Annotated in this window: 18 protein-coding genes and 4 pseudogenes; 4 read left to right on the top strand and 18 right to left on the bottom strand. The window is 38.9% G+C overall.

Features of this window, described 5'->3' with window-relative positions; genetic code table 11:
• Positions 1-7 precede the first annotated feature (7 nt).
• From CYCME_RS07020 to CYCME_RS07080, 13 genes are all read right to left on the bottom strand, one after another.
• Positions 8-895, bottom strand: coding sequence for a glycosyltransferase (locus CYCME_RS07020; protein WP_081651244.1), 888 nt, complete (start codon positions 893-895; stop codon positions 8-10).
• Positions 892-1,614 (bottom strand): polysaccharide deacetylase family protein, encoded by a 723-nt coding sequence (locus CYCME_RS07025; protein ID WP_020932615.1) that lies wholly within the window; start codon positions 1,612-1,614, stop codon positions 892-894. Before CYCME_RS07025 ends, CYCME_RS07020 begins: the two co-directional genes overlap by 4 nt.
• Positions 1,611-2,819, bottom strand: a complete 1,209-nt coding sequence (locus CYCME_RS07030; protein WP_041932927.1) for a glycosyltransferase family 4 protein — start codon at positions 2,817-2,819, stop codon at positions 1,611-1,613. The genes CYCME_RS07025 and CYCME_RS07030 overlap by 4 nt, the downstream gene beginning before the upstream one ends.
• A 103-nt stretch (positions 2,820-2,922) precedes the next feature.
• Complete coding sequence (locus CYCME_RS07035; RefSeq protein WP_020932617.1) at positions 2,923-4,110, bottom strand: glycosyltransferase family 4 protein; 1,188 nt, start codon at positions 4,108-4,110, stop codon at positions 2,923-2,925.
• A 23-nt stretch (positions 4,111-4,133) separates the two neighbouring features.
• Entirely contained in the window at positions 4,134-5,141 is a 1,008-nt protein-coding gene (locus CYCME_RS07040) for a Gfo/Idh/MocA family protein (protein WP_020932618.1), read from the bottom strand.
• A gap of 87 nt (positions 5,142-5,228) precedes the next feature.
• Positions 5,229-7,364, bottom strand: coding sequence for an FAD-dependent oxidoreductase (locus CYCME_RS07045; RefSeq protein ID WP_189244272.1), 2,136 nt, complete (start codon positions 7,362-7,364; stop codon positions 5,229-5,231).
• A gap of 96 nt (positions 7,365-7,460) precedes the next feature.
• Positions 7,461-7,820 (bottom strand): hypothetical protein, encoded by a 360-nt coding sequence (locus CYCME_RS07050; RefSeq protein ID WP_020932620.1) that lies wholly within the window; start codon positions 7,818-7,820, stop codon positions 7,461-7,463.
• 100 nt (positions 7,821-7,920) lie between these two features.
• Positions 7,921-8,334 (bottom strand): hypothetical protein, encoded by a 414-nt coding sequence (locus CYCME_RS12825; RefSeq protein ID WP_144276112.1) that lies wholly within the window; start codon positions 8,332-8,334, stop codon positions 7,921-7,923.
• Positions 8,335-8,999: 665 nt separating this feature from the next.
• Positions 9,000-9,617, bottom strand: coding sequence for an acyltransferase (locus CYCME_RS07060; protein WP_041932928.1), 618 nt, complete (start codon positions 9,615-9,617; stop codon positions 9,000-9,002).
• A complete protein-coding gene (locus CYCME_RS07065) occupies positions 9,614-10,684 on the bottom strand; it encodes a glycosyltransferase family 4 protein (protein WP_020932624.1) in 1,071 nt (356 codons plus the stop codon). Before CYCME_RS07065 ends, CYCME_RS07060 begins: the two co-directional genes overlap by 4 nt.
• A gap of 1 nt (position 10,685) precedes the next feature.
• Positions 10,686-11,585 carry a glycosyltransferase family 2 protein gene (locus CYCME_RS07070; RefSeq protein WP_041932929.1) on the bottom strand — a complete coding sequence of 300 codons (900 nt, stop codon included), beginning with the start codon at positions 11,583-11,585 and terminating at the stop codon, positions 10,686-10,688.
• Positions 11,582-12,943 (bottom strand): oligosaccharide flippase family protein, encoded by a 1,362-nt coding sequence (locus CYCME_RS07075; RefSeq protein WP_020932626.1) that lies wholly within the window; start codon positions 12,941-12,943, stop codon positions 11,582-11,584. Before CYCME_RS07075 ends, CYCME_RS07070 begins: the two co-directional genes overlap by 4 nt.
• Entirely contained in the window at positions 12,943-14,319 is a 1,377-nt protein-coding gene (locus CYCME_RS07080) for a hypothetical protein (protein WP_020932627.1), read from the bottom strand. The genes CYCME_RS07075 and CYCME_RS07080 overlap by 1 nt, the downstream gene beginning before the upstream one ends.
• 103 nt (positions 14,320-14,422) lie before the next feature.
• Between CYCME_RS07080 and CYCME_RS07085 the strand changes: the two genes are divergently transcribed.
• A complete protein-coding gene (locus tag CYCME_RS07085) occupies positions 14,423-16,522 on the top strand; it encodes a hypothetical protein (RefSeq protein ID WP_020932628.1) in 2,100 nt (699 codons plus the stop codon).
• A gap of 143 nt (positions 16,523-16,665) precedes the next feature.
• Here the strand turns inward: CYCME_RS07085 and CYCME_RS13095 are convergent, their stop codons facing one another.
• Entirely contained in the window at positions 16,666-18,570 is a 1,905-nt protein-coding gene (locus CYCME_RS13095) for an Outer membrane receptor protein, mostly Fe transport (protein WP_020932629.1), read from the bottom strand.
• A gap of 289 nt (positions 18,571-18,859) precedes the next feature.
• Here CYCME_RS13095 and CYCME_RS07100 point away from each other — a divergent pair.
• Positions 18,860-19,944, top strand: a protein-coding gene (locus CYCME_RS07100; protein WP_144276105.1) for an IS3 family transposase whose coding sequence is annotated in 2 segments (ribosomal slippage) — positions 18,860-19,115 and positions 19,115-19,944 — 1,086 coding nt in all. Because the reading frame shifts where the segments join, the coding sequence is not laid out codon by codon here.
• Positions 19,945-19,981: 37 nt separating this feature from the next.
• On the opposite strand, the pseudogene CYCME_RS07105 reads toward CYCME_RS07100, so the two are convergent.
• Together CYCME_RS07105 and CYCME_RS07110 are read right to left on the bottom strand one after the other, a co-directional pair.
• Positions 19,982-20,367 (bottom strand): annotated as a pseudogene (locus CYCME_RS07105) (transposase); the annotation flags it as partial.
• A 74-nt stretch (positions 20,368-20,441) separates the two neighbouring features.
• Positions 20,442-20,906, bottom strand: a pseudogene (locus CYCME_RS07110) (DDE-type integrase/transposase/recombinase); the annotation flags it as partial.
• A gap of 69 nt (positions 20,907-20,975) precedes the next feature.
• Between CYCME_RS07110 and CYCME_RS07120 the strand changes: the two are divergent.
• Positions 20,976-22,060 (top strand): IS3 family transposase gene (locus tag CYCME_RS07120; protein ID WP_144276105.1). Its coding sequence is split into 2 segments (ribosomal slippage): positions 20,976-21,231 and positions 21,231-22,060, totalling 1,086 coding nucleotides; the frame shifts between segments, so codons are not numbered across the junction.
• Between the two features lie 37 nt (positions 22,061-22,097).
• Here the strand turns inward: CYCME_RS07120 and CYCME_RS07125 are convergent.
• Positions 22,098-22,483 (bottom strand): annotated as a pseudogene (locus tag CYCME_RS07125) (transposase); the annotation flags it as partial.
• Between the two features lie 74 nt (positions 22,484-22,557).
• Positions 22,558-23,022, bottom strand: a pseudogene (locus CYCME_RS07130) (DDE-type integrase/transposase/recombinase); the annotation flags it as partial.
• A gap of 69 nt (positions 23,023-23,091) precedes the next feature.
• Between CYCME_RS07130 and CYCME_RS07140 the strand changes: the two are divergent.
• A protein-coding gene (locus CYCME_RS07140; RefSeq protein ID WP_144276105.1) for an IS3 family transposase occupies positions 23,092-24,176 on the top strand; the annotation gives its coding sequence in 2 pieces (ribosomal slippage) (positions 23,092-23,347 and positions 23,347-24,176; 1,086 coding nt in all).
• Positions 24,177-24,190 lie beyond the last annotated feature (14 nt).

The following is a 24,190-nucleotide window of genomic DNA, read 5'->3' on the forward strand; positions in this document are numbered from 1 at the left end:
GATATAATCAGTTTTTTGTTTTTAAAGCATTGAAGTAACCAAGTGCTTCACCACTACCCCAAGCTATTAAAAATAACATCAGCCATGGTGAGGCTGGAATAATACGTTTTGTATAATGTCCATTTATCCTGATCGCTCGGAGTATTTTACTTAAAAATACAAACGGTAAAATTGGTGACAAAAACAATAACACCAACTTAAGCAACAAAGACTTTGAGCTCGCTCTAGCCAGCCCAAACTCTTTAGCATGCTCAAACCTCTGGTTAAAGAACTGCCGTGTTGTATACGTGTTTTGATGAAAAACCCGTAATTCAGGCTCAATTTTCAAACACTTCCCATCATGCCTAAATTCCGCATGAAAGGAAGGCTCCCAAAATCCTAATTTCAGCAATTCAGTATGTTTCATAATATCAGTTCGCTGATAAAGAGCATTGTCAGCAGCTATATCATCGGCCACAATTGCTTTTTTAGGGGGTGCATAATTAATATAGCGGATAAAATAAATAGCCCAATCCCTTGCTGAAGCCGCCGAGTCATTAATGATAACCCCACCGACCCCTGCAACTTCGGTTGACTGTTTTAATGATAACAATTGATCTACCCAGTCAGCGGAAGGAACACAATGCGCAGTTGTAACAGCCACTTGATCACCCACAGCTGCATAAATACCATCTCTCCACATATGAGGAATGCGAGATCCATTTTCACTGTGTATTAGATGAATATTGTCATGCCGACTCAGCAGAGTTGGCACACCTTTATCTACATCGGTATAACAAATAATTAATTCAACATTGCTGTGCAAATCTAAATTTATTTCCTCAACAATTGCTGAAATATTTTGCTGCGCATATTCAACAGCAACGATGATACTCAGATCCACACGGGCCATCATTGATGCCCTCTAATCGAACGAATAATACTCCGGCTTTTTATATATGCCTTCCCAGTTAGTTTATTTAGCTTTGAGTGGATCCAATTAGACTGCAAATAGTAACTATCTAACCTTGGAAGCAATGCATGATCATCATTCTTGCTTAATGAGCCCATAAATGTAGTGACAGTGGCTTTGTATTGACTTGATGCAAACTTTTGCGTCTTTTCATCATATGCCCCATATGGGTAAGCAAAGTACTTCGGTTTTCTACCGAGTTTCTCTTCTATTATTTCGTCACACAATAAACATTCGTCTTGAACCTGCTCGGCTGTTAGCACACTTAGCTTAGGGTGTGTATGTGTATGCGCTTCAATAGAAACCCCCGCAGACTGGCATGCAGCAATTTGATCCCAGTCCATCATTTGAAATTTAGGTGCATTCTTCGGCTGTGTTTGCCAATAATTGTCTCCCCCAACTACACTTGTTGTTAAAAACAAATGTGCAGGAACGGAAAAGTCCTTTAATACAGGTAAAGCTTCTGTGAAAACAGATGCCATTCCATCATCAAAAGTTATCGCCACTCCCTTTGAACAATTTTCATCTAACAAATTATCTAATGTAACAATCGGCATTCCAGATTCCACTAACGATTGAATCAAGTGCAAAAAATCACTTGGGTGGAATGAGAGTACTGAGTTAGTAGTATCAATGCTATGAAATGTAATAATCGCTTTCATAAACATTGGGCCTTTGTATTATGAGTCAATTGGATATCTTTAATTATATTAAGGTAATTCTCAATATGGATTTTGGCGGTAAAGTATTTTTCATAACTTTCTCGACTTTTTTGCGCAAGTGACGCACGTAATTTTTGATTTTCAACCAACGTGACAATGCTACTTTTAAGCTCCTCATCATTATTGTAGACAAAACCGGCCCCTGTTTGATCTATCAGTTCGCGGCTTGCTCCTGCATCTCGAACAATTGCAGGCGTTCCGCATGCAAAGGCCTCAACAATCGTTAGCCCAAATGTTTCAGGGGCAAGTGATGGAAAAATAAGTGCCATAGATTGTTGATATAACTCAACCAATTCCTGTTGTGGTAGCTGATTTACAAAACTGATATTAGAAAACCGAGCATACTCCAGCTTCAGCTCAGCTAATAACTCACCCGCTCCAACAACTAGCAAATCATATTCTGGTAGTTTCGCAAAGAATGCAAGCAACTCAATTATGCCCTTAGACTTTGTCACTCTACCTACAAATAGAAACTGTGGACGATTATGGTTAACCTCATCTACCGTATTCTTTGGATCCAAGTATGAAAAAAGTGGTAATACCTCAATCCGCGCCCCATTTGATATGCTTTTGTGTTGTTCAGCCGTAAACTTGCTTGGCGACAGTAAACAGTCAACATTATCAATACTCTTTTCAAGCAATGATGTATAACGCCACAATTGCGGCGGCACGCCAGACTTCAAACAACAATTAATACATTCTGGCACATCACAAGCCATGGTTTTATTTTTCCACAATATATGAGTCGGGCAAACCAACCAATGTTCATGGAGTGTATAAAGCGTTACAGGAGCGGCACTCATTTTTAAAATGGCAGGCCCACCCATTAGAGAAATATTATGAAAGTGAATAACATCAAAATTATTATTTAATAATTTCTCAAGCTCCGTTTTTTTTAGACCTGGGTGCCCAGTTTGCTGACTTATTAAAGGTGACAAAATACCAAAGTGACTACGCAACCTATGTACTACAACACCATCCTCATTATCAATGCTATGTGAAGGAGCTTCTCCACGTATCAAGTAAGCATCCTCACAATGGATTACTTCAACTTCATGCCCCTCAGCAACAAGCCCACGAGCTAATGCACGAACATAAGTTGCATCACCACCGAAATGATAGGGAGGATAAAAAGTTGTAATCATACAAAAACGCACAACTAATACACCTTAATTAAATTTTCTTAGATAAGAAATTTTTAGCATATTTACATTACCAACAAAACTCAGGAGTAAACAGCTCAATAATTTATTTTTGGTGGTCATGAACTACCGCATCTAAGTATTTAAGCGCTAACTTTGCTGCATTGTCCCAAGTAAAGGTTAATGCCCTACATTTAGCTTTTTCCCTAAGCTCATTTTGTAAGTCTTTATCCGTAGACAAGCGCTCAATTGCATCCGCAATCTCAGTAGGCTGATGAGGATCAAAATAAAGCCCAGCATCCCCAACCACTTCAGGCAAGGAACCACTAGTACTCGATAAAACAGGCGTATTGCAAGCCATTGCTTCTATAGCTGGCAAACCAAAGCCTTCAGAAAAAGAAGGCATCACAACTGCTAGCGCATCTGAATATAATGCAACTAAATCTTCATCACTAATGTAGCCTGTAAAATGTACTCTGTCCTGTAAAAGTGAGTCATCCTTAATAGCGACACATAACTCTTCATAATGCGAATGAAAACCGGCACCTTCCAAATCACCAATTAAAACTAGATGAATATCATCTAGCTCTCTATTTTGAAGTGCTATTGATAATCCTTTTAACATACCTAAAAGATTCTTATGCGGTGCCAGCCCACCAACATACAACAACAAACGTGCATCATCTTTTAATCCGTTATTTTTTCTTGCCTGCTGTAATAGCGGGGTATCCACGATAGGCCTAAAATGTGGATCTGGGGCTTCACTAATCACATCAATTTTGTTAGCAGAAATTCCAATATAACGCGTTATCTCTTCTTTTGCCGCATGGGAAACTGTTAAAAAACGCCTAGCATGCCACCGTGCAAGAAGAACTTTTAAATCCCAAAAAAGCTTACCTTTCCAATCAGGAAAAATAAGTTCAGGGTAGTGTTCAGCTATAGCATCATGAAATGTAACAACAACTGGAACTGAAAAAGGTGTGGGAAACCATGAGTAAACTGCTGGAAAAAACATTAAATCAATATTCGAGTCTTTAACAGCTTTCCGAAACATCCACATATCTTTTATAGAGCGACTGCTAGTAGAGGTTGCAGCTTCAGTTAAATTCTTAGACTGCAGGACTTGAATAATATGAATATTATCTCTGACCATTTCAGGAACGGGAGCTTGATCGACAAAAAGATAATATTGATGATTATCAGGACTCGTAAAGATTGCCTTCAACAACTCTCGAGTGAAACGTCCGAAGCCACGTTGATTCCACCAACAAGTCGCATCAATACCAATTTTCATTTATACATCCTTATATAATCGGTTTATTTATCTGACATCATTGATATCAGCTCATCTCTTGCTTTTGATACATCAATGCTATCTGTGCTATTTATGGGAATAACTTTGCGCCCCATAACAGCAAAATAGAATTCCTCTATTAACGTTTGCAGACCAGGATAAGCAGGCTGGCGAATAAAAATACGTTTAATCAAATTAATGACACTTGTACTAAACATTTTAAAAGAAAGGAAAATTGGCTGTGTAATCTTTTTAATCTTGGAAACACCCCCAAATTCTTTGACTAGATAATCATGAAATAAATTAACATGGAGAGTCCCTACTGTACTCTGTATAGAAAACTGGCAGATAGTTGGCCGAGCTGACATGCTTATATAAATATTCAGAATAATATTGTTATATTCTCCCAGAATAACCAACTCTCCATCGTTTACTTGTCGCACCACCCAATTATGACAATTAAAAGATTGTTCAGGCCATAACTGGCGCAGAATAGAAAGTGGGTGAGGAAGGATATCTTCAATCACCTCGTTTAACTGACTTTTCGAATTTGCTCCTGCAGAAGTAATATTAAAGTCAATCCTAAGAGGTTTCCCGAAATTTTGAAGCTGGTTAACAACTTGCGTCACACCATTCTGAAAACAAAACTGATGAACAGGACAAATTAGGATATTGTTATTCTCTGCAAGCTTATGTATTTTTATAGCTTCTGCAGATGTAATCACTAATGGCTTTTCCATTAAAACATGAAGCCCCGCCTCAATAGACCTAACTGCTAATTCTAAGTGATTTCCAACAGGTACACAAATATGTATTACATCAGGCACAACTTCAAGCAACATCGAATCAATATCAGCATATGCCTTGCCTTGCTTAATTTTCTTAATTAATTTATTGGCATTACTAAGATTAGTGTCAATGACTGCCACTATATTTGCGCCTGAGCTTAGTGCATATTGTGCATGCCAACATCCCATCAACCCTGCCCCAACAATAGCAACGTTTAGGGTTTCGCGTATTTCAGATACCATTTCGTCAAATCAAGAAATCAAGAAGCCAACACATTACCAACCCCTTACTGTCACGAAGTGTTAACGAAAAACACATGCTGCAATACATCAATCTACAACTATTTTCTTTGATTTATAGTGATCTCGTTGAGGACCACTCATGCTTTTCTCTTCATGGTAAGTCGATTCAGTATTAACTGCCATATGATCAACAGGCAAACCAAGTAACTTACGACCCAACATTAAACCCATTTCAATCGAATGATCAGAGTTGTTATAACGGAACGATCCACCTCGACCAGCAATATGTAAGCCCTCAAATTTAGCAACAAAATCATTTACAATTTTTGTTTTCTCACCATATTGTAAATCATAAACTGGGTATGCTTGTCGCGTGCGAATAACCGCCCATCCATCGACTTCTTCACGTTTTACAAAGTTCAACTTATCAACCAAGTCATCTACACAACGTTTTGCAACATCATCATCGCTTAACGACCATAGTTCATCTCCAGCCGAACAGAAAACCTCAAGAACTAAAGACGTGTGGTCATCATCAGGCACCATGTCGATGCTCCAATTTTTAGGCTCATGTAAACGACCAAAAATCAAATCCTGGTCTTGAAGATATAGCCACGTATCTTTTGAAACCTGTTGTTTTTTAAACATTACATTAACAGTAATCAAGTCTCGAAATTCCATGCTCTTGGCAGCATCAATGACTTTTTGGTTAGCTTCTGGCCTAATAATTTGTGCTAAAACACCAAGCGGAATAGTAGAAACAACTGAATCAGACCTTACCGATGAATTATTGCCATCTTTTGTGTAGATCACTTCAAAGTCACGAGGCCCATGGTAAACGACCTCGGTAACTGTTGAATTTAACAAAATTTTATTGTCATCGACTTCAAGGATATCCTCCGCAAGCCTTTCACAAATCCTAGCAAAACCCTTCTTAGGATACATAAATTCATCGACTAAACTAATCACCTTATTTTTGCTGTGGATTATTGCTTCACGAACAATGGTTACAATATTTAATCCTTTGCTACGTTGGCTAACCCAGTCAGAAGATAGTTCTTCACAGGGCTTTCCCCAGACTTTTTCTGTATAGATTTTGAAAAACATCTCATAAAGTTTACTGCCGAATTGCTTTGTGTAAGCTTGTTTCATGTTTATTACGGGCTTATCAAATACTGAATAAACAATAAGTGATTTAAAAAAGGTAATACCTGCAATAAATATGGTTAAAGGACCTGCTTTTGTAACTACATCGGAGATACTTAATGGATAATTAAAATACTTCCCACCATAGTAAATTCGGCTAACCCTATTTACCATAACAATTTCATTTTTCATTAAACGACGGAACCAGTTATTTAGTTCTTCATTTTGCGTAAACCAGCGATGCCCACCTAAATCAAAACGATACCCATCAACTTCGACTGTCCTGCATAAACCACTGACATAGTCATTTCTTTCTAATACTGTAACTTGGGTTCCATTTGAACTCAATTCGTGACCTGTCGCCAAACCTGCGGGACCAGCACCTAAAATACAAACATGTTTAGCTGGTTCTAGTCTCTCGGGCTCTTTTGTTTTTGGTTTATAGTAAACCAGCCTTGGTGTTTCATTGTTTCTATAATTTGAAATTTTATTATACGCAAGACAAAAAACCCTAAAAATTAGATATGTAATAGTAAACAACCCAAGCGCACCAACAAGGCTTCCTAAAAGGCTGACAGAGTATCCAGGCAGGTAAAAAGATAATAAACTAGCATGGACACTTTCATTAGCAGTACCTCTAAAAACTAGAAAATTAGTTGATATAATTAATAATAAAGAGACACTACAACCTATAGCTAATGCGATTGAATGACTTTCTAACTTTAATATTTGTGGTTTAAAGAATATATTAGATTCTTGATTATCATTTATTACATCAGCGATCTTAGTACCAAGGGACCTGGCATAAGTGAAATAAAGAAAAGAACCAAATAGTCCACCAACAAAAAACGCCCAAGCAAAACCAATAAAAGCACCGGGAATAGAAACCGAATAACCAATAAAAAAAACACTTAATAAGCCTAAGAGGTCCCCGCCACCGTTCAAATGAGATATTAATGTTGCAACAAAAAGGGATAAACCTGAGACTGTGCCAAAAACAACACTTAATAATTTTAAATTTAATCTAATTGCTGCATTCAGAAAGGCAACGTTTAAATTTTCTTTTTGATCATCCATTTCTTTAACAAACTCCATAAAATATTAGTTTATAATTCAAAAAATGACTAAATATATAGTCAAGTCATTTTTGAATATATAAAACCAAGTTAAGAATCAATCAATTTTGAATAAATTGATTTTATTCATTAATATCGCTAAATATAAATAATGGGTAAGGTTCCATAGAGCTCCGAAAAACCAACCTAAGATCGCTCCAATCACGCTCATGTATGCTGAGCCAATTATATTCCCATACCATGACAGGTTATAGCCGGGTAGATAATAATTTAGAGCTGCTAACTCAGGTCCCGCAATTGGGTTTGATGCATTACCTTTAATAATAGAAATTGCAGTCACCAAAAACATGGAAAGAAAGAAAATAATACCTAAAGATAATGAAAAAGCCGTTTTATCAATTTTTGCAAAAACTGCATTTAGAACTATGCTCTCGTTTAAATCTAATTCGGTTGCCATAACACCCTTCCTACAATAATTAATTTTGCGAATTAAAGCCTATCACTGCTCTGTAGAGCAATGGAATTATTAGTATAGCAGCTAGCTAAAAAGTAGCTATCTAAAATTTTAGCTCATTAAGTTTATGCTCGACCAAGTAGATTTCGTTTAGTAGATTTTTCGGTGTAATTTGAAATACCTTCGCTATCTCAATAAAACGCCAACGCCAATATAAACACTCTAGTGACTGCTTATAATTATAGGTTGCTTTTTCAGCGGTCCAATTACTAAGTTCTTTCTCATTTACACCTAGGCCCTTCTCAATTTCTGTCGATTCTAGATCCAAGGTTGCCCCATCCCAGAAAAGACGAGCTATGCTAGGCTCACTAGGGACAATACCCGCAACTATAGCTCCGCACGCAAGAGCATCCATCCAGCGCCCCGTTAGATAGGCTCGAGTTTGGTGCGTATAACTGCTGATATGTTTCAGATTTGAAAATACTAGAATAAATTTTGCTTGTCGGTTAAATGTCATTAATGCTTCCTGATTACAAAGAGGGTCATTAATCATTTCAGGCCGTCCATGAAAGTTAATCTGTCTATTAGCACACAACCTATACGTGACATCATCATCCCATTCTATTGGTTGTCGGCCAATACGAACTCAATCCCATTTCCGTGCGGAGTTTTTACTACCTCTGTGAAGCACATCAGAACCCCCATGGTGGCCATGTAACTGCAGTGTTTGTAATACGACTCCAACTTTCAATATCTTATTCTGTTGTAATGAAAATATGGTCAAAGTAAGATGAAGATTTTGCAAATCTTGGTATCCGATCCACCCAAAAAGAATCTATAACCCAAGCAGCAATAAAATTAAATCGCTTTCTAAAACATTTCAACTGCAACAATAAACTCAATTCACGCGGAGTAGAACAAATCAGCAGAAGCTTTTCATACCCAACATTATTTTTATTTTTTGATCAAAGTCCTATGGCTGCTAGCTTCGAGATAAAGCTTGGCTCTTCATAGTTCATCACTATTAAATCTGCATGTAATAAACGAGTTGCTAGGTTTACCATATAAGTAATGGTCCCCAGCCCACTCCATTATCAGAATAAACAATTATCATTCTTCCCTCAATACAAATTAATTTTCCACATATTCTTATATCTCTTCACTACTCCCTTACTAGCCCCTTCATTTTCGTAGGTTTTTTTCCTCCCCTCCAAAAAAACTTTTAACTCTCATTTTTTTAAGAGCTGGCTCTAATTTTGAATCAAATGCACCTTCTCGGTTATTAATAAGTTCTGCCCACGGTAATAATTTTGTTTGTTCCTCTAGACGTTGCACTAAATCTTCTACCTTACCAATTTCTTTAGCTGGCACTCCTCCAACTATAGAACCTTCAGCAACATTTTTATTCACTACAGCACCCGCTGCTACAATTGCATTAGGGCCAATTGTTACATCAGGTAAGATGATTGCACCATGTCCAATAAAAACATTATCTTTAATATCAACTTTCCCCACCTTATCCAATTTCTTACCATAAGCTTCATTTAATACAGCAATAGAACCATCATGACCTAGAATTGTGCACGCTGTTAACATTACGTTATTTCCTAATTTCGTATATTCAGGATTTGTGATATTTGTATATGGCCAAAAGGTACAATTTAAGCCTATAGAATAAAAGCACCCCCACTTTTTCTCAAACTCCGCATACTCCGATCCTGATGGATTACAAAACTTAATGTAAATACTTTTGAACTTACCTGTCTTAAAGGCAAACCATCTAATTACTTTTTTTATCATTCTACTAACATCGCTTGTTCAAATTGTGCAGCCTTCTCTCCCCAGTCGTGAGAAAGCGCTTCCTTATATGCCCTATTGGACATGACTGACCAATCTTTTGGCTTCATATCGCAAATCTCCTCCATCGCAGATTGCAACCCAACATGATCTCCGATATCAACCAATATCCCTCCCCCTGAACTTAATAAATCCGGAGCAGCACCACAACAAGTTCCTATAACGGGGGTACGGCACGCCATAGCTTCAAGTATTGGCAGGCCAAACCCTTCAGAACTACTGGTAAATAACCAAGCATCACATTGACTATATATGTCTCGAATCTGATTTTGATTTGGTTGCGAGAAATACTCTGCACTTTCAGGCAGCCCTATAACTTTTTCAGGAGCTTCTAAACCGAAAGCCACAACCCTTATAAATGGATATTGTTTTTTCAATTGATTTAAACTATTAAACGCTATGCGACTACCTTTATATTCCCGGCCAGAATACATTAGACCAAATGTCACTTTCATATTCTTTTGTCGTGCTGGCGCATGGAAGAGTTTATGATCTACGGCATTAGTTACAACAGCAACATTACTCTGCTGATACTCATTTTCTAACGTAGACGCTAACCACTGTGCGACCACTATTTTTTTAAAAGGCAACTTAAATGTAGTTTTAACACGTTCAACTGGTAGCCACTCATGAACCTCATGATGCTGTATAAAATATATTTTTTTTCCTTTAGACTCGGGGTACTTAGCTAGCCATTCAGCGGTAATCCAAAATGTTGCGATAATAATATCGGCATCAGGAACATCATTCGCCGTTACCTCTCCAGCATTTTTTATTACTTTTACTGTGTGATTTGCACCCTCAAAAAATGACTGATCAAACCCTCTCTTAAACTTATATCCTTTCCAGTTTAAGAAGGATTTAATTCTTTCTTTTAAAGTTGGGGCTCTTTCATTTGGTGACACAACAGTTACCTCATGCCCCCGCCTAGATAATAGGTCGGCATAAATTGAAATAACCCTAAGTCCACCAGTTAAGTTCAACTCTGGAACAACAAAAGTAATTTTCATATCAATACCCTCTAACACTACAAAGAAGTAACTTCCACGCTTGTACTTTATAAGGTGCTAATAAAATTGCTTTTTTTGCATATTTCCTAGACGTTAATATATTTTTCCCAGCCAATGCCCACCACCCCCATTTAATATAAGTATCGAAACGTGAGTTTTCTTTATCATTACAGGGCAATGTAAAAGAAGACAAGCCGCGCCGCTCCCTTGCCGCATCTACTACTGTTTGCGTATCAAGTTTGATTTTTACTTTGGCACTATGTGAAATACTTTCAATATGCTGACGGTAAAAATAAAGCTCATCACTAATATTCTCAATTTTCCCTATTTCAGCAAGCCGCAAGAGTAAACAAAGATCTTCTGCTCCAGTCAGCTGTTCATTAAACCCACCTGCTTGCTCAACACTAGACTTAAGCATCATTGTCGAAGCGAAGATAATTGCACCTCCATTACCACTTATATGCCAGGAATCTATTTCATCATGTGATTGAGGAGTTATCCAACGACAAATTTTAAAGCCATCGTCATCAAGAAGGTAAGACCCACAACCAACTACATTGCAACTAGTATCATTTTTTAAATATTCAATTTGTCTTTCAAGTCTAGTTAAATTACAAATATCATCTGAATCCATCCATGCTAGGTATTGGCCACTTGCCCAAGTAGTTAGCTGATTTCGAGTAGCACATATTCCCTTGTTTGGTTCACTAACAAATTTAATTCGCGGATCATTATTTGCAGAATTTTGAATAATATCCAGTGAACCATCAGTAGAGCCATCATCAACAATCAAAAACTCAAAATCTCTATATGACTGCGATAAAATACTATCTATTGCTTCCTTCAAATATTTTTCGGTGTTGTAGACAGGCATTAGCACTGAAACGGTAGGCCTAATCACTGTAAACCCCAAGCTTCAAAAAAAAACACTAAATATTCTCCAAGAGCATACGACAATAATAAAATAGGCAGCATCCTAAATTCATTTTTAAGATCTAATAACTGATGTTTTTTCAACATATAAAAAGTACTTGGTATATCGATAACATAATTTAAAGAAATCATTAAAATGGCTCCATAAATCCCATAATAATTATAGGCAATGGGCACGCTAATATATAAAAATACTGTCGCAATCAATATTAGCCAGGTTGTACTTTTCACATATCCTTTAGCCATTAAGCAGACTCCCGCCATGCTATAACCAATAAAAATAATTGAAAGCGACAACACCTCAATCATCCATCCCGCCTCTTGATACCTATCATCATAGAGCACATCAATTATTACATGCCCCATGCTATACATAAGGCCTGCAGCTGACATTGATATAAAGTCTATTTTCAAACGGATTTTATAATAAATACCTTTTAATTTACTTGGATTATTTCTAGCAACTTCACTCAACATAGGATAAAAAACAGAAGCTACCACTTTTTTAAGTATCTCTTTTAAGGCCATTGCCAAAAAAAATGCGATACTGTAAACACCTAAAGCATCAGGTGTTATCCATAGACCAAGTAAAATCCTATCACCTTGTGCCAACAGAAAACCTAGGATTGATGATAAGAAAATCCACTTTCCAAAATGGAAAATCTCATGCGCTGCTTCTTTCTCCCAACACAATTGACAACGAAACCCTAGCTTTAGAGCATGTGACAAGGCCATTTTTACAATTGCGCTTACAATACCACCAAAAACTAAGGCCCATATTTCCTGTTTATACCAGGCCCAAACAAGCATAAAAACAAGCCCTATTAATTGGCTAATTAACTCAATAACAATTAGCTTCCCCATCACAAGCTTTCTATTTAATAACAGCATATGAATTGAATTAAATGCCGAGATAACAGCGGTCACAGAGACAATCGCTAATATAAAAGGCAGATCAACATTTGCATATGCCGTATCTGCCGACAAATACCCTGCTTTTCCTAGAAAAAATAAGCCATAACTTAATGACAAAGCAATTACAAAAATTAGAAAGCCTCTGATTATTTGAATTGCCCAAGCTGTATTTAAATACTCCCGCTCTTCTCCTCGTTTGCTGTGAACAATATTCTGCAACAACCCGACATCAGAGAACATCGATAAGCCACCCATAATTATGGTTACAATTGTCATGACTCCGAACATTTCAGGCACAAGCAACCTAGTTAAAACCAAGTTACCCCCTAAACGAAGAGCTTGAGATGTTATATGCCCAAAAACGACCCAGTTACCTGAGCGAACAGCACGCTGTTTTAGTGTTACCACCATTATTTGGTTTGCAGTGTTACTAACTTGTCTTTATCCTTAGAAATAATTTCTTCAGATCTGCCTAATAAAATACCTACCACTAGCCATAACCATGGTGCCAACGAAGCATTTGGCAGCTGATCAATCATAATTATCGCAACCAATAAAGCATGACTCGCATGCAGTATTTTTTCTGACTCATGTTTTAGTAATTTTGATGCCTCATAGGCGCGAAAGACAGTTACAGCTAACAGCCCAAATTCAGCAATAAAGCCCATAATCCCAAACTGTCCAAAAGTTATAATCCAACGCCCATCAGTCACTGATATGTCTTTTCCAGTATTTTCATCGTGTAGACGGTTACGGCCCCAACCTCCCCACCCAAAGAAGAACTTTTCTCGCCCATGCTCCAATAAAGTAGTTTCATTATCAAAGCGAAACTGCAAAGATTCTGCTCGACCACTATCTATTGATGTAGCCACATCAATTAATGCCTGATGTGGAAAAGCTTTTAAAATGGACATTGTAGGGTACAGCATTGCCAAAATCACCAAAAAAATCGCTACTCTATATTGAGTTCTGAAACTGGTACGCTTAATTGCAATAAAGGCAAATAAACCATAGAAAATAGAAGCAACGCTTTTACACAAAATTAAAACTACAACAAAAAAGTAACTTAAGATCGCAGGCGAAAGATTTTGAACCCTCACCCTATTTTTCCATAATGTAACGGCAGAAGTTAGCACAACAAAAGCAAAGAAAGAAACAAGCAAGCCATGCCCCATAAAAACAACAGGACGAAACCCACCAAAACGTTTTTGTTGTAGAAAACTGTGTGGAAAGTAATCATATGCCAACCTATGTAACTGGGGGCTCATTCTTACTTCATATAACATAGGTAATGAATAAAGTAACCCCGCAACTAGGAGCACCTTAAACATTATTAATTGATCATCATATGTTCTAAAAAATGCTCGACCAATGAAAAAAGGAATCACTAATAAGCATTGGTTAATAACTGCTGACAAACCATCGTAATAACTCAATCCTCGAAAAAAACGTCCGCCTATTACAATCGCCTCTCCATTGAGCCCAGCAGTAATAAACGGTACTGAGACAAACAAAATCACAAGGTACTTTATTTTACCAAGCCCTTTAAAAAAGGATATCCGCTTATTTTTTACAAACCAAACACCGAGCAAAGCAGAAACAACTGGGACGGTATGTTTACCCAATGGAGGAATCATAGGGAGATCAACTTCCGTTTTAACAGCCAAGAACATAAAGCCACCCAATATTGTCCACAAAGTGGCAATCTGAATACTTTTGACCCGATATAAATAAATAGCGATCAATGGCCATATCGCTAATACACCATAGGCAAATCCATTTCCCATTATCTGTTTAATACCTCTGAGCGTTAATCGATAGATTACGATAAACGCAGTATGATAGCTTAAAGTATGCCTTACTCACTATATTTTGGTTCTAAATATCACTATGAAAAACCCCATTCTTCTCGCCTTGATTTTTATTTTATTTACTCACCCCCCAAGTGTAGCTGCTGCTGAGCAGTTTGTTGGTGGAAAAGGAGATTTTCCTAGTATAAACACATTACCCCCTACAGCTCAAACCCCAAAAGCTTCACGACCAAAATGGTATAAAAACCAACTTCGTTGGAATTCGTCACCTATTGATATTTCTTTCTTGAATTCACCCAACATACCCGCGGGCAAACACGGATTTTTATCTTCTGCAGGTGATTCACTGGTATTTAAAGATGGTACCCCTGTGAAATTTTGGGGTGCAAATATTCAAGCCCACACTTTATTTAGAACCAGTGATTCTAATATAAAAAAGCAAGCCAAACGAATCTCACGTCTTGGGTTTAACTTGATACGTTTTCACCATCATGACTCTAAGTGGGTTAAACCTAATATTTTTAAACATGCAGATCACAGCACCTTGTCTCTTAATGCCGAGTCCTTTAAAAAGCTTGATTGGTGGATAAAGTGCCTAAAAGAAGAAGGCATTTATATTTGGTTAGATCTACAAGTAGGTAGACATTATACCCAAAATGATGGCATAGATAACTTTGCTGAAATAGCCAAAAAAAAACCTTCCCATCAACTTAGAGGCTTTAATTACTACAATAAATCAATTCAACAAAGGATGATGGGTTTCAATACGACCTACTTAAGCCATGTAAACCCATTTACTAAACTTGCTTATAAAGATGATCCCGCTATTGTATCTATCCTTCTTATTAACGAAAATGATTTAACACATCATTTTGGTAACGCCTTACTACCAGATAAAAAAACTCCGAATCATAATAAACTTTATAATACTGACGTTAACCTTGCGTCTAAACGTTTGGGGCTTGACCCCAAAAAAGCTTGGCGCGCTTGGGAATATGGCGCACCAAAGATTTACCTAAATGACGCCGAGCACCGCTATAACCAAAAAATGTTAAACCACTTACGGGGAATAGGCCTTAAAAACACACTTGTTACTGGCAGTAGCTGGGGCCATATGAGTTTGGCTAGCTTACCCTCCTTAACCAATGGAGACATTATTGATGTTCATAGCTACGGAAGAAAAGGAGAGCTATCATTCAACCCTCGACATAAAGCCGGGTTGCTATCTTGGATCGGTGCAGCGCAAGTAACCAACAAGCCCCTATCAGTAACTGAATGGAATGTTGAAAAATTTCCTGTTGTTGATCGCTTCACTATTCCAGTTTGGCTAGCCAGTGTCGCCTCTTTACAAGGCTGGGATTCACTAATGTTATACGGCTATGGGCAATCCCCTCTCAACACCGCTGGAAAAGGACATAATTACTCTACGTATAATGATCCAGCACTTATGGCAATGATGCCGGCAAGTGCTTTATTGTATCGCCAACAACATGTTTCGGAAGCAAAAAATACATTCCATATTAGACTTCAAAAAAACACTTTCTTTGGCAAACCCATTAACCCTTCAACCTCCAAAACTCTGCGCACCTTGGTTGAAAAAAGCAAAATAAACATTGACCTACCTTATGGCTCATCTCTACCTTGGTTGAAAGAATACGAACAGGGAATGGAGGCTAGTTACAATAAACAATCTAGTTCACAGCATGTTATAAGTGACCTTGATATAGACTTTATACCCTCAGAGCAAAATATTGTTATATCTGATACAAACGAATTATCAAGGGATTGGGGCAACGGCATTCATTTAGTTAATACTGAAAAGTCTCAGATTGCATCAGGGAAAATTGGTGGCCAATTGATTACTTTAAAGGATACCTCATTTAGTATAAATACTGAACAGGCGGTGATTGCGATTCAAAGCATTGACGACCTATCTTTAGATCAATCTAATAAAATATTAATATCAAAGGTTGCACGTAGCTCCCCTACAAAACAGAAATCATTCCCTTTTATATCGGAACCAATTATTGGCAAGATAACAATTCGAGCCAAAGCTGGACTTAGGTTATTTGAGATCACCGACTCGCATCATAATCCTTTGAAAACGTATTATATAAAAAATGAGTATACGATTACTCTAAACGAAAAAATCATCTCACCATGGTTGATTTTAAAATAGAGCACTGTTTAATAATCACTGCATTTCCTCTAATGTAATCCCCCCATAATAAAAAAGGCATGTCTTTAAAGACATGCCTTTCGATCCAGATTGATTTATTCTATCTCTGCTTTTGCAGCTCTAGAATAGAAATACGTCAAAATCTACCGTAACAAACAACGTCCATCATGTGATACAGCTCGACACTTTCTAATGAATTTTTTATCAGCTGTACCTCTATTTACATAAGAACACTTTTTATGCCCAAGAGAGTCAGCTGTAGTACATTGATAATCATCTAAGTTAACAGACGCTATCTCACTGGGTTGTTGTTCTCCAGTAGTTGGGACAACAGTACCGTTTAAATCACTTCCAGCTGTTGAATCATCGACAATCACAGTATCAGGTCTTGAGGTGCTATCAACCAAGCTTTGGTCAGACGCACTATCATCTACAGGAGTTGGCCCATGAGTTGGCTCAGGAGTTGGCTCAGGAGTTGGCTCAGGAGTTGGCTCAGGAGTTGGCTCAGGAGTTGGCTCAGGAGTTGGCTCAGGAGTTGGCTCAGGAGTTGGCCCATGAGTTGGCTCAGGAGTTGGCTCAGGAGTTGGCTCAGGAGTTGGCTCAGTTGTTGGTTCAGTTATTGGTTCAGTTGTTGGCCGAGGATATACTACAACATTTGCCACAGCAGCATCAATAATCGAAGAAGATGTACGTTTTTCACAGGTATTTGAAGATACATCTATATTTTCGTTAGCATCTCTTTTAGCTACACAAGCAGCAGAAGAAGAAGAGGGTTGATCTATTCTATTATTTGTCACATTAAATTGATTACTTCCTTGTACTAGAACCCCTGAAGCATTACTCCCACCAAGCAAGACGTTATTGTTTGAAATAGTAACGTTTCTAGATTTTACTGCATCCTCCGATCTAACAGGTACATGTATACCTGCACTTAAAGAACCAGAGGGATCAATGATTGTATTCTGAGTAATTAACAGATCTACACATGATGCACAACCGATGGCCTTCCCACCGAGGTTCAAGATAGTATTGCTCTTAATAGTAATACCATTAAATTCCTCTTCTGATGAGTAGCCTGGATCAATAGATATTCCCCAGCAACCTAGCCCCGCAGTACCTTCATCTTCCATAATTATATTATTTTCTATGAGAACATTATTCATTAGTCCATGGCCAACTAACGACACGCCTTGACACTTGCCATTCACAACAGCCGATTTATATAATGAATTGCCTCGAACCACTACATCTGAGGTCACAAATGGTGCTTTACCTGAAAGATAAATATTATGGTTCAATATATTTCTAGCGAAACCGTTATTTTCAAAAATATTGTTTTCAATAAGCACATTAACTCCACCACCGAGCCAACCTTGAGCACTATTATTAATTATCGTAGAGTCTCTAAGAATTATTCTATCGTTTGTACCATTAGCATCAGACGTTGTACCATTAGCTCCCGCAGAATATACACCAATTTCAAACCCTTGAATGTGCAAGTTTTCAAGTGTCACATCATCAACGTCATTAAAGAATTTGACACCCGCAAAGGTTGTCCCATCCGACATTAAAACCAAATCTTTGACCAAGTAACCACTGCTTCTGGACGGTGCACCCCCATCTGTGAAATTTATTGCTGCAGGGCTACCTGTTGAAATGATTTCAGGTCTATTGCCGTTTCCGTACGCAGCAATAGTACACACTGAGTTTGCGCTACATTTTTGATTAAAGAGCGTGTTTCGATTCGGCGAAGGAAACTTGCCTCCTCTACAAAACAAAACACTATCACCACCGTTCATTTTATTGAATTCATTTAAAGCACGAGAGGCTGTTTTAAAAGGGGCCAGATGTGATGTACCTGAATTATTGTCATCGCCTGAATCACATGCATAATATATTTTTCCCCCAGCTGCGGTAGGGTTATTTTTAAAATCGGCATTAATTTCATTAACTATATTATGATTGGGTTTGATAGATGAGCAGCCATACATCAATACTGTGACAGATATCAGGGTTAATAATAACTTTTTTGTATTTCTTTTATTCATACTTTCCTGATCCTTTATAATGTTCAACATGAGTACTTTAATTCTTTAATGTTATTCATAAATCTCAATATTTAATTCAACTACCATCTTCACGCTCTTTAACGAACTATAGATCAGCTTTAAAGTTAAAACATGAGGCAGGTCACACTTTTAATGCTCGATGAATATTTAGAATGCTTAAATGGCATCAATTAGAGTTTAGGCGTTATAGACAATGTTGTGTAATCCCCCCAAAAAACCAAGGGAGTTTTAAGTAGAAAATTCTTATAATGAAATAAAGGAGTTTTCTATGAAGAAATCACGATATACAGACAGCCAAATCCTGTCGATCTTGAAACAAAATGAAGCAGGGGCACTGGTGCCAGACTTATGCCGCGAACACGGCATGAGTAATGCGACGTTCTATAAATGGCGATCCAAGTTTGGTGGCATGGACGCGTCACTGATGAAACGAATGAAAGAGCTTGAAGATGAAAATCGGCGCCTCAAAAAGATGTACGCTGAAGAAAAACTCAAGGCTGAGATTGCCAGAGAGGCCATTGAAAAAAAGTGGTAAAGCCATCCCGAAGACGAGAGATGGCGCAAAGATCAGTATTTCAGAACAAGGCTAATATCAGAATTTCGTGTGCGGTATTTTCTATCAGTGAAACCTGTTATCGCTATCAGGCCAAACTATCTGATGAAAATGCCGAAATAGCCGATTGGTTATTGCGGTTAAGCACCACTCACAAGCGCTGGGGCTTTGGCCTGTGTTTTTTATACCTCCGTAACATCAAAGGCTACGGCTGGAACCATAAGCGTGTATACCGCATCTACAGGGAGTTGGAATTGAACTTGCGCATCAAGCCAAGGCGTTGCATTAAAAGAGACAAGCCGGAGGCCTTAAGCGTACCTGATGCTGCCAATCAAGTATGGTCGATGGATTTTATGAGTGACAAATTAAATGATGGCCGTAGCATCCGTACTTTCAATGTTATTGATGATTTTAACCGTGAAGGGCTCGGCATTGATGTTGATCTTTCATTGCCAAGCGTAAGGGTTATACGCTCGCTCGAACACATCATCGAATGGCGAGGTAAACCATTAGCTATACGCTGTGATAACGGTCCCGAATATATCAGCCAAACCCTGAAAGACTGGACAATAAAACAGCAAATAACGTTACTTTACATTCAGCCTGGCAAACCCACTCAAAATGCGTATATCGAACGATTTAATCGGACAGCTCGACATGAATGGTTAGATTTAAATCTGTTTGAATCCATTGAGCAAGCTCAATTATTGGCAACGCAGTGGCTTTGGACATACAATAATGAACGTCCGCATACGGCAATTGGAGGCATACCACCTAGACAGTTACTGGATGCAGCTTAACCTCTACTTTTAACTTCGGTTATAAATGGGGGGATTACAGTTTGGCCTGATAGCGATAACAGGTTTCACTGATAGAAAATACCGCACACGAAATTCTGATATTAGCCTTGTTCTGAAATACTGATCTTTGCGCCATCTCTCGTCTTCGGGATGGCTTTACCACTTTTTTTCAATGGCCTCTCTGGCAATCTCAGCCTTGAGTTTTTCTTCAGCGTACATCTTTTTGAGGCGCCGATTTTCATCTTCAAGCTCTTTCATTCGTTTCATCAGTGACGCGTCCATGCCACCAAACTTGGATCGCCATTTATAGAACGTCGCATTACTCATGCCGTGTTCGCGGCATAAGTCTGGCACCAGTGCCCCTGCTTCATTTTGTTTCAAGATCGACAGGATTTGGCTGTCTGTATATCGTGATTTCTTCATAGAAAACTCCTTTATTTCATTATAAGAATTTTCTACTTAAAACTCCCTTGGTTTTTTGGGGGGATTACACAGTCTTTCAGGGTTTGGCTGATATATTCGGGACCGTTATCACAGCGTATAGCTAATGGTTTACCTCGCCATTCGATGATGTGTTCGAGCGAGCGTATAACCCTTACGCTTGGCAATGAAAGATCAACATCAATGCCGAGCCCTTCACGGTTAAAATCATCAATAACATTGAAAGTACGGATGCTACGGCCATCATTTAATTTGTCACTCATAAAATCCATCGACCATACTTGATTGGCAGCATCAGGTACGCTTAAGGCCTCCGGCTTGTCTCTTTTAATGCAACGCCTTGGCTTGATGCGCAAGTTCAATTCCAACTCCCTGTAGATGCGGTATACACGCTTATGGTTCCAGCCGTAGCCTTTGATGTTACGGAGGTATAAAAAACACAGGCCAAAGCCCCAGCGCTTGTGAGTGGTGCTTAACCGCAATAACCAATCGGCTATTTCGGCATTTTCATCAGATAGTTTTGTAATCCCCCCAAAAAACCAAGGGAGTTTTAAGTAGAAAATTCTTATAATGAAATAAAGGAGTTTTCTATGAAGAAATCACGATATACAGACAGCCAAATCCTGTCGATCTTGAAACAAAATGAAGCAGGGGCACTGGTGCCAGACTTATGCCGCGAACACGGCATGAGTAATGCGACGTTCTATAAATGGCGATCCAAGTTTGGTGGCATGGACGCGTCACTGATGAAACGAATGAAAGAGCTTGAAGATGAAAATCGGCGCCTCAAAAAGATGTACGCTGAAGAAAAACTCAAGGCTGAGATTGCCAGAGAGGCCATTGAAAAAAAGTGGTAAAGCCATCCCGAAGACGAGAGATGGCGCAAAGATCAGTATTTCAGAACAAGGCTAATATCAGAATTTCGTGTGCGGTATTTTCTATCAGTGAAACCTGTTATCGCTATCAGGCCAAACTATCTGATGAAAATGCCGAAATAGCCGATTGGTTATTGCGGTTAAGCACCACTCACAAGCGCTGGGGCTTTGGCCTGTGTTTTTTATACCTCCGTAACATCAAAGGCTACGGCTGGAACCATAAGCGTGTATACCGCATCTACAGGGAGTTGGAATTGAACTTGCGCATCAAGCCAAGGCGTTGCATTAAAAGAGACAAGCCGGAGGCCTTAAGCGTACCTGATGCTGCCAATCAAGTATGGTCGATGGATTTTATGAGTGACAAATTAAATGATGGCCGTAGCATCCGTACTTTCAATGTTATTGATGATTTTAACCGTGAAGGGCTCGGCATTGATGTTGATCTTTCATTGCCAAGCGTAAGGGTTATACGCTCGCTCGAACACATCATCGAATGGCGAGGTAAACCATTAGCTATACGCTGTGATAACGGTCCCGAATATATCAGCCAAACCCTGAAAGACTGGACAATAAAACAGCAAATAACGTTACTTTACATTCAGCCTGGCAAACCCACTCAAAATGCGTATATCGAACGATTTAATCGGACAGCTCGACATGAATGGTTAGATTTAAATCTGTTTGAATCCATTGAGCAAGCTCAATTATTGGCAACGCAGTGGCTTTGGACATACAATAATGAACGTCCGCATACGGCAATTGGAGGCATACCACCTAGACAGTTACTGGATGCAGCTTAACCTCTACTTTTAACTTCGGTTATAAATGGGGGGATTACAGTTTGGCCTGATAGCGATAACAGGTTTCACTGATAGAAAATACCGCACACGAAATTCTGATATTAGCCTTGTTCTGAAATACTGATCTTTGCGCCATCTCTCGTCTTCGGGATGGCTTTACCACTTTTTTTCAATGGCCTCTCTGGCAATCTCAGCCTTGAGTTTTTCTTCAGCGTACATCTTTTTGAGGCGCCGATTTTCATCTTCAAGCTCTTTCATTCGTTTCATCAGTGACGCGTCCATGCCACCAAACTTGGATCGCCATTTATAGAACGTCGCATTACTCATGCCGTGTTCGCGGCATAAGTCTGGCACCAGTGCCCCTGCTTCATTTTGTTTCAAGATCGACAGGATTTGGCTGTCTGTATATCGTGATTTCTTCATAGAAAACTCCTTTATTTCATTATAAGAATTTTCTACTTAAAACTCCCTTGGTTTTTTGGGGGGATTACACAGTCTTTCAGGGTTTGGCTGATATATTCGGGACCGTTATCACAGCGTATAGCTAATGGTTTACCTCGCCATTCGATGATGTGTTCGAGCGAGCGTATAACCCTTACGCTTGGCAATGAAAGATCAACATCAATGCCGAGCCCTTCACGGTTAAAATCATCAATAACATTGAAAGTACGGATGCTACGGCCATCATTTAATTTGTCACTCATAAAATCCATCGACCATACTTGATTGGCAGCATCAGGTACGCTTAAGGCCTCCGGCTTGTCTCTTTTAATGCAACGCCTTGGCTTGATGCGCAAGTTCAATTCCAACTCCCTGTAGATGCGGTATACACGCTTATGGTTCCAGCCGTAGCCTTTGATGTTACGGAGGTATAAAAAACACAGGCCAAAGCCCCAGCGCTTGTGAGTGGTGCTTAACCGCAATAACCAATCGGCTATTTCGGCATTTTCATCAGATAGTTTTGTAATCCCCCCAAAAAACCAAGGGAGTTTTAAGTAGAAAATTCTTATAATGAAATAAAGGAGTTTTCTATGAAGAAATCACGATATACAGACAGCCAAATCCTGTCGATCTTGAAACAAAATGAAGCAGGGGCACTGGTGCCAGACTTATGCCGCGAACACGGCATGAGTAATGCGACGTTCTATAAATGGCGATCCAAGTTTGGTGGCATGGACGCGTCACTGATGAAACGAATGAAAGAGCTTGAAGATGAAAATCGGCGCCTCAAAAAGATGTACGCTGAAGAAAAACTCAAGGCTGAGATTGCCAGAGAGGCCATTGAAAAAAAGTGGTAAAGCCATCCCGAAGACGAGAGATGGCGCAAAGATCAGTATTTCAGAACAAGGCTAATATCAGAATTTCGTGTGCGGTATTTTCTATCAGTGAAACCTGTTATCGCTATCAGGCCAAACTATCTGATGAAAATGCCGAAATAGCCGATTGGTTATTGCGGTTAAGCACCACTCACAAGCGCTGGGGCTTTGGCCTGTGTTTTTTATACCTCCGTAACATCAAAGGCTACGGCTGGAACCATAAGCGTGTATACCGCATCTACAGGGAGTTGGAATTGAACTTGCGCATCAAGCCAAGGCGTTGCATTAAAAGAGACAAGCCGGAGGCCTTAAGCGTACCTGATGCTGCCAATCAAGTATGGTCGATGGATTTTATGAGTGACAAATTAAATGATGGCCGTAGCATCCGTACTTTCAATGTTATTGATGATTTTAACCGTGAAGGGCTCGGCATTGATGTTGATCTTTCATTGCCAAGCGTAAGGGTTATACGCTCGCTCGAACACATCATCGAATGGCGAGGTAAACCATTAGCTATACGCTGTGATAACGGTCCCGAATATATCAGCCAAACCCTGAAAGACTGGACAATAAAACAGCAAATAACGTTACTTTACATTCAGCCTGGCAAACCCACTCAAAATGCGTATATCGAACGATTTAATCGGACAGCTCGACATGAATGGTTAGATTTAAATCTGTTTGAATCCATTGAGCAAGCTCAATTATTGGCAACGCAGTGGCTTTGGACATACAATAATGAACGTCCGCATACGGCAATTGGAGGCATACCACCTAGACAGTTACTGGATGCAGCTTAACCTCTACTTTTAAC

The sequence above is a fragment of the Cycloclasticus zancles 78-ME genome (genome assembly GCF_000442595.1).
Lineage (GTDB): Bacteria > Pseudomonadota > Gammaproteobacteria > Methylococcales > Cycloclasticaceae > Cycloclasticus > Cycloclasticus pugetii.

Excerpts from the sequence above, each read along its gene's own strand:
- CYCME_RS13095 (WP_020932629.1), bottom strand. The coding sequence starts at position 18,570 with ATGAATAAAAGAAATACAAAAAAGTTATTATTAACCCTGATATCTGTC.
- CYCME_RS07025 (WP_020932615.1), bottom strand. The coding sequence starts at position 1,614 with ATGAAAGCGATTATTACATTTCATAGCATTGATACTACTAACTCAGTA.
- CYCME_RS07040 (WP_020932618.1), bottom strand. The coding sequence starts at position 5,141 with ATGGTATCTGAAATACGCGAAACCCTAAACGTTGCTATTGTTGGGGCA.
- CYCME_RS07045 (WP_189244272.1), bottom strand. The coding sequence starts at position 7,364 with ATGGATGATCAAAAAGAAAATTTAAACGTTGCCTTTCTGAATGCAGCA.
- CYCME_RS07080 (WP_020932627.1), bottom strand. The coding sequence starts at position 14,319 with ATGGGAAATGGATTTGCCTATGGTGTATTAGCGATATGGCCATTGATC.
- CYCME_RS07035 (WP_020932617.1), bottom strand. The coding sequence starts at position 4,110 with ATGAAAATTGGTATTGATGCGACTTGTTGGTGGAATCAACGTGGCTTC.
- CYCME_RS07030 (WP_041932927.1), bottom strand. The coding sequence starts at position 2,819 with ATGATTACAACTTTTTATCCTCCCTATCATTTCGGTGGTGATGCAACT.
- CYCME_RS12825 (WP_144276112.1), bottom strand. The coding sequence starts at position 8,334 with ATGACATTTAACCGACAAGCAAAATTTATTCTAGTATTTTCAAATCTG.
- CYCME_RS07085 (WP_020932628.1), top strand. The coding sequence starts at position 14,423 with ATGAAAAACCCCATTCTTCTCGCCTTGATTTTTATTTTATTTACTCAC.
- CYCME_RS07020 (WP_081651244.1), bottom strand. The coding sequence starts at position 895 with ATGATGGCCCGTGTGGATCTGAGTATCATCGTTGCTGTTGAATATGCG.
- CYCME_RS07060 (WP_041932928.1), bottom strand. The coding sequence starts at position 9,617 with ATGATAAAAAAAGTAATTAGATGGTTTGCCTTTAAGACAGGTAAGTTC.
- CYCME_RS07075 (WP_020932626.1), bottom strand. The coding sequence starts at position 12,943 with ATGGTGGTAACACTAAAACAGCGTGCTGTTCGCTCAGGTAACTGGGTC.
- CYCME_RS07050 (WP_020932620.1), bottom strand. The coding sequence starts at position 7,820 with ATGGCAACCGAATTAGATTTAAACGAGAGCATAGTTCTAAATGCAGTT.
- CYCME_RS07065 (WP_020932624.1), bottom strand. The coding sequence starts at position 10,684 with ATGAAAATTACTTTTGTTGTTCCAGAGTTGAACTTAACTGGTGGACTT.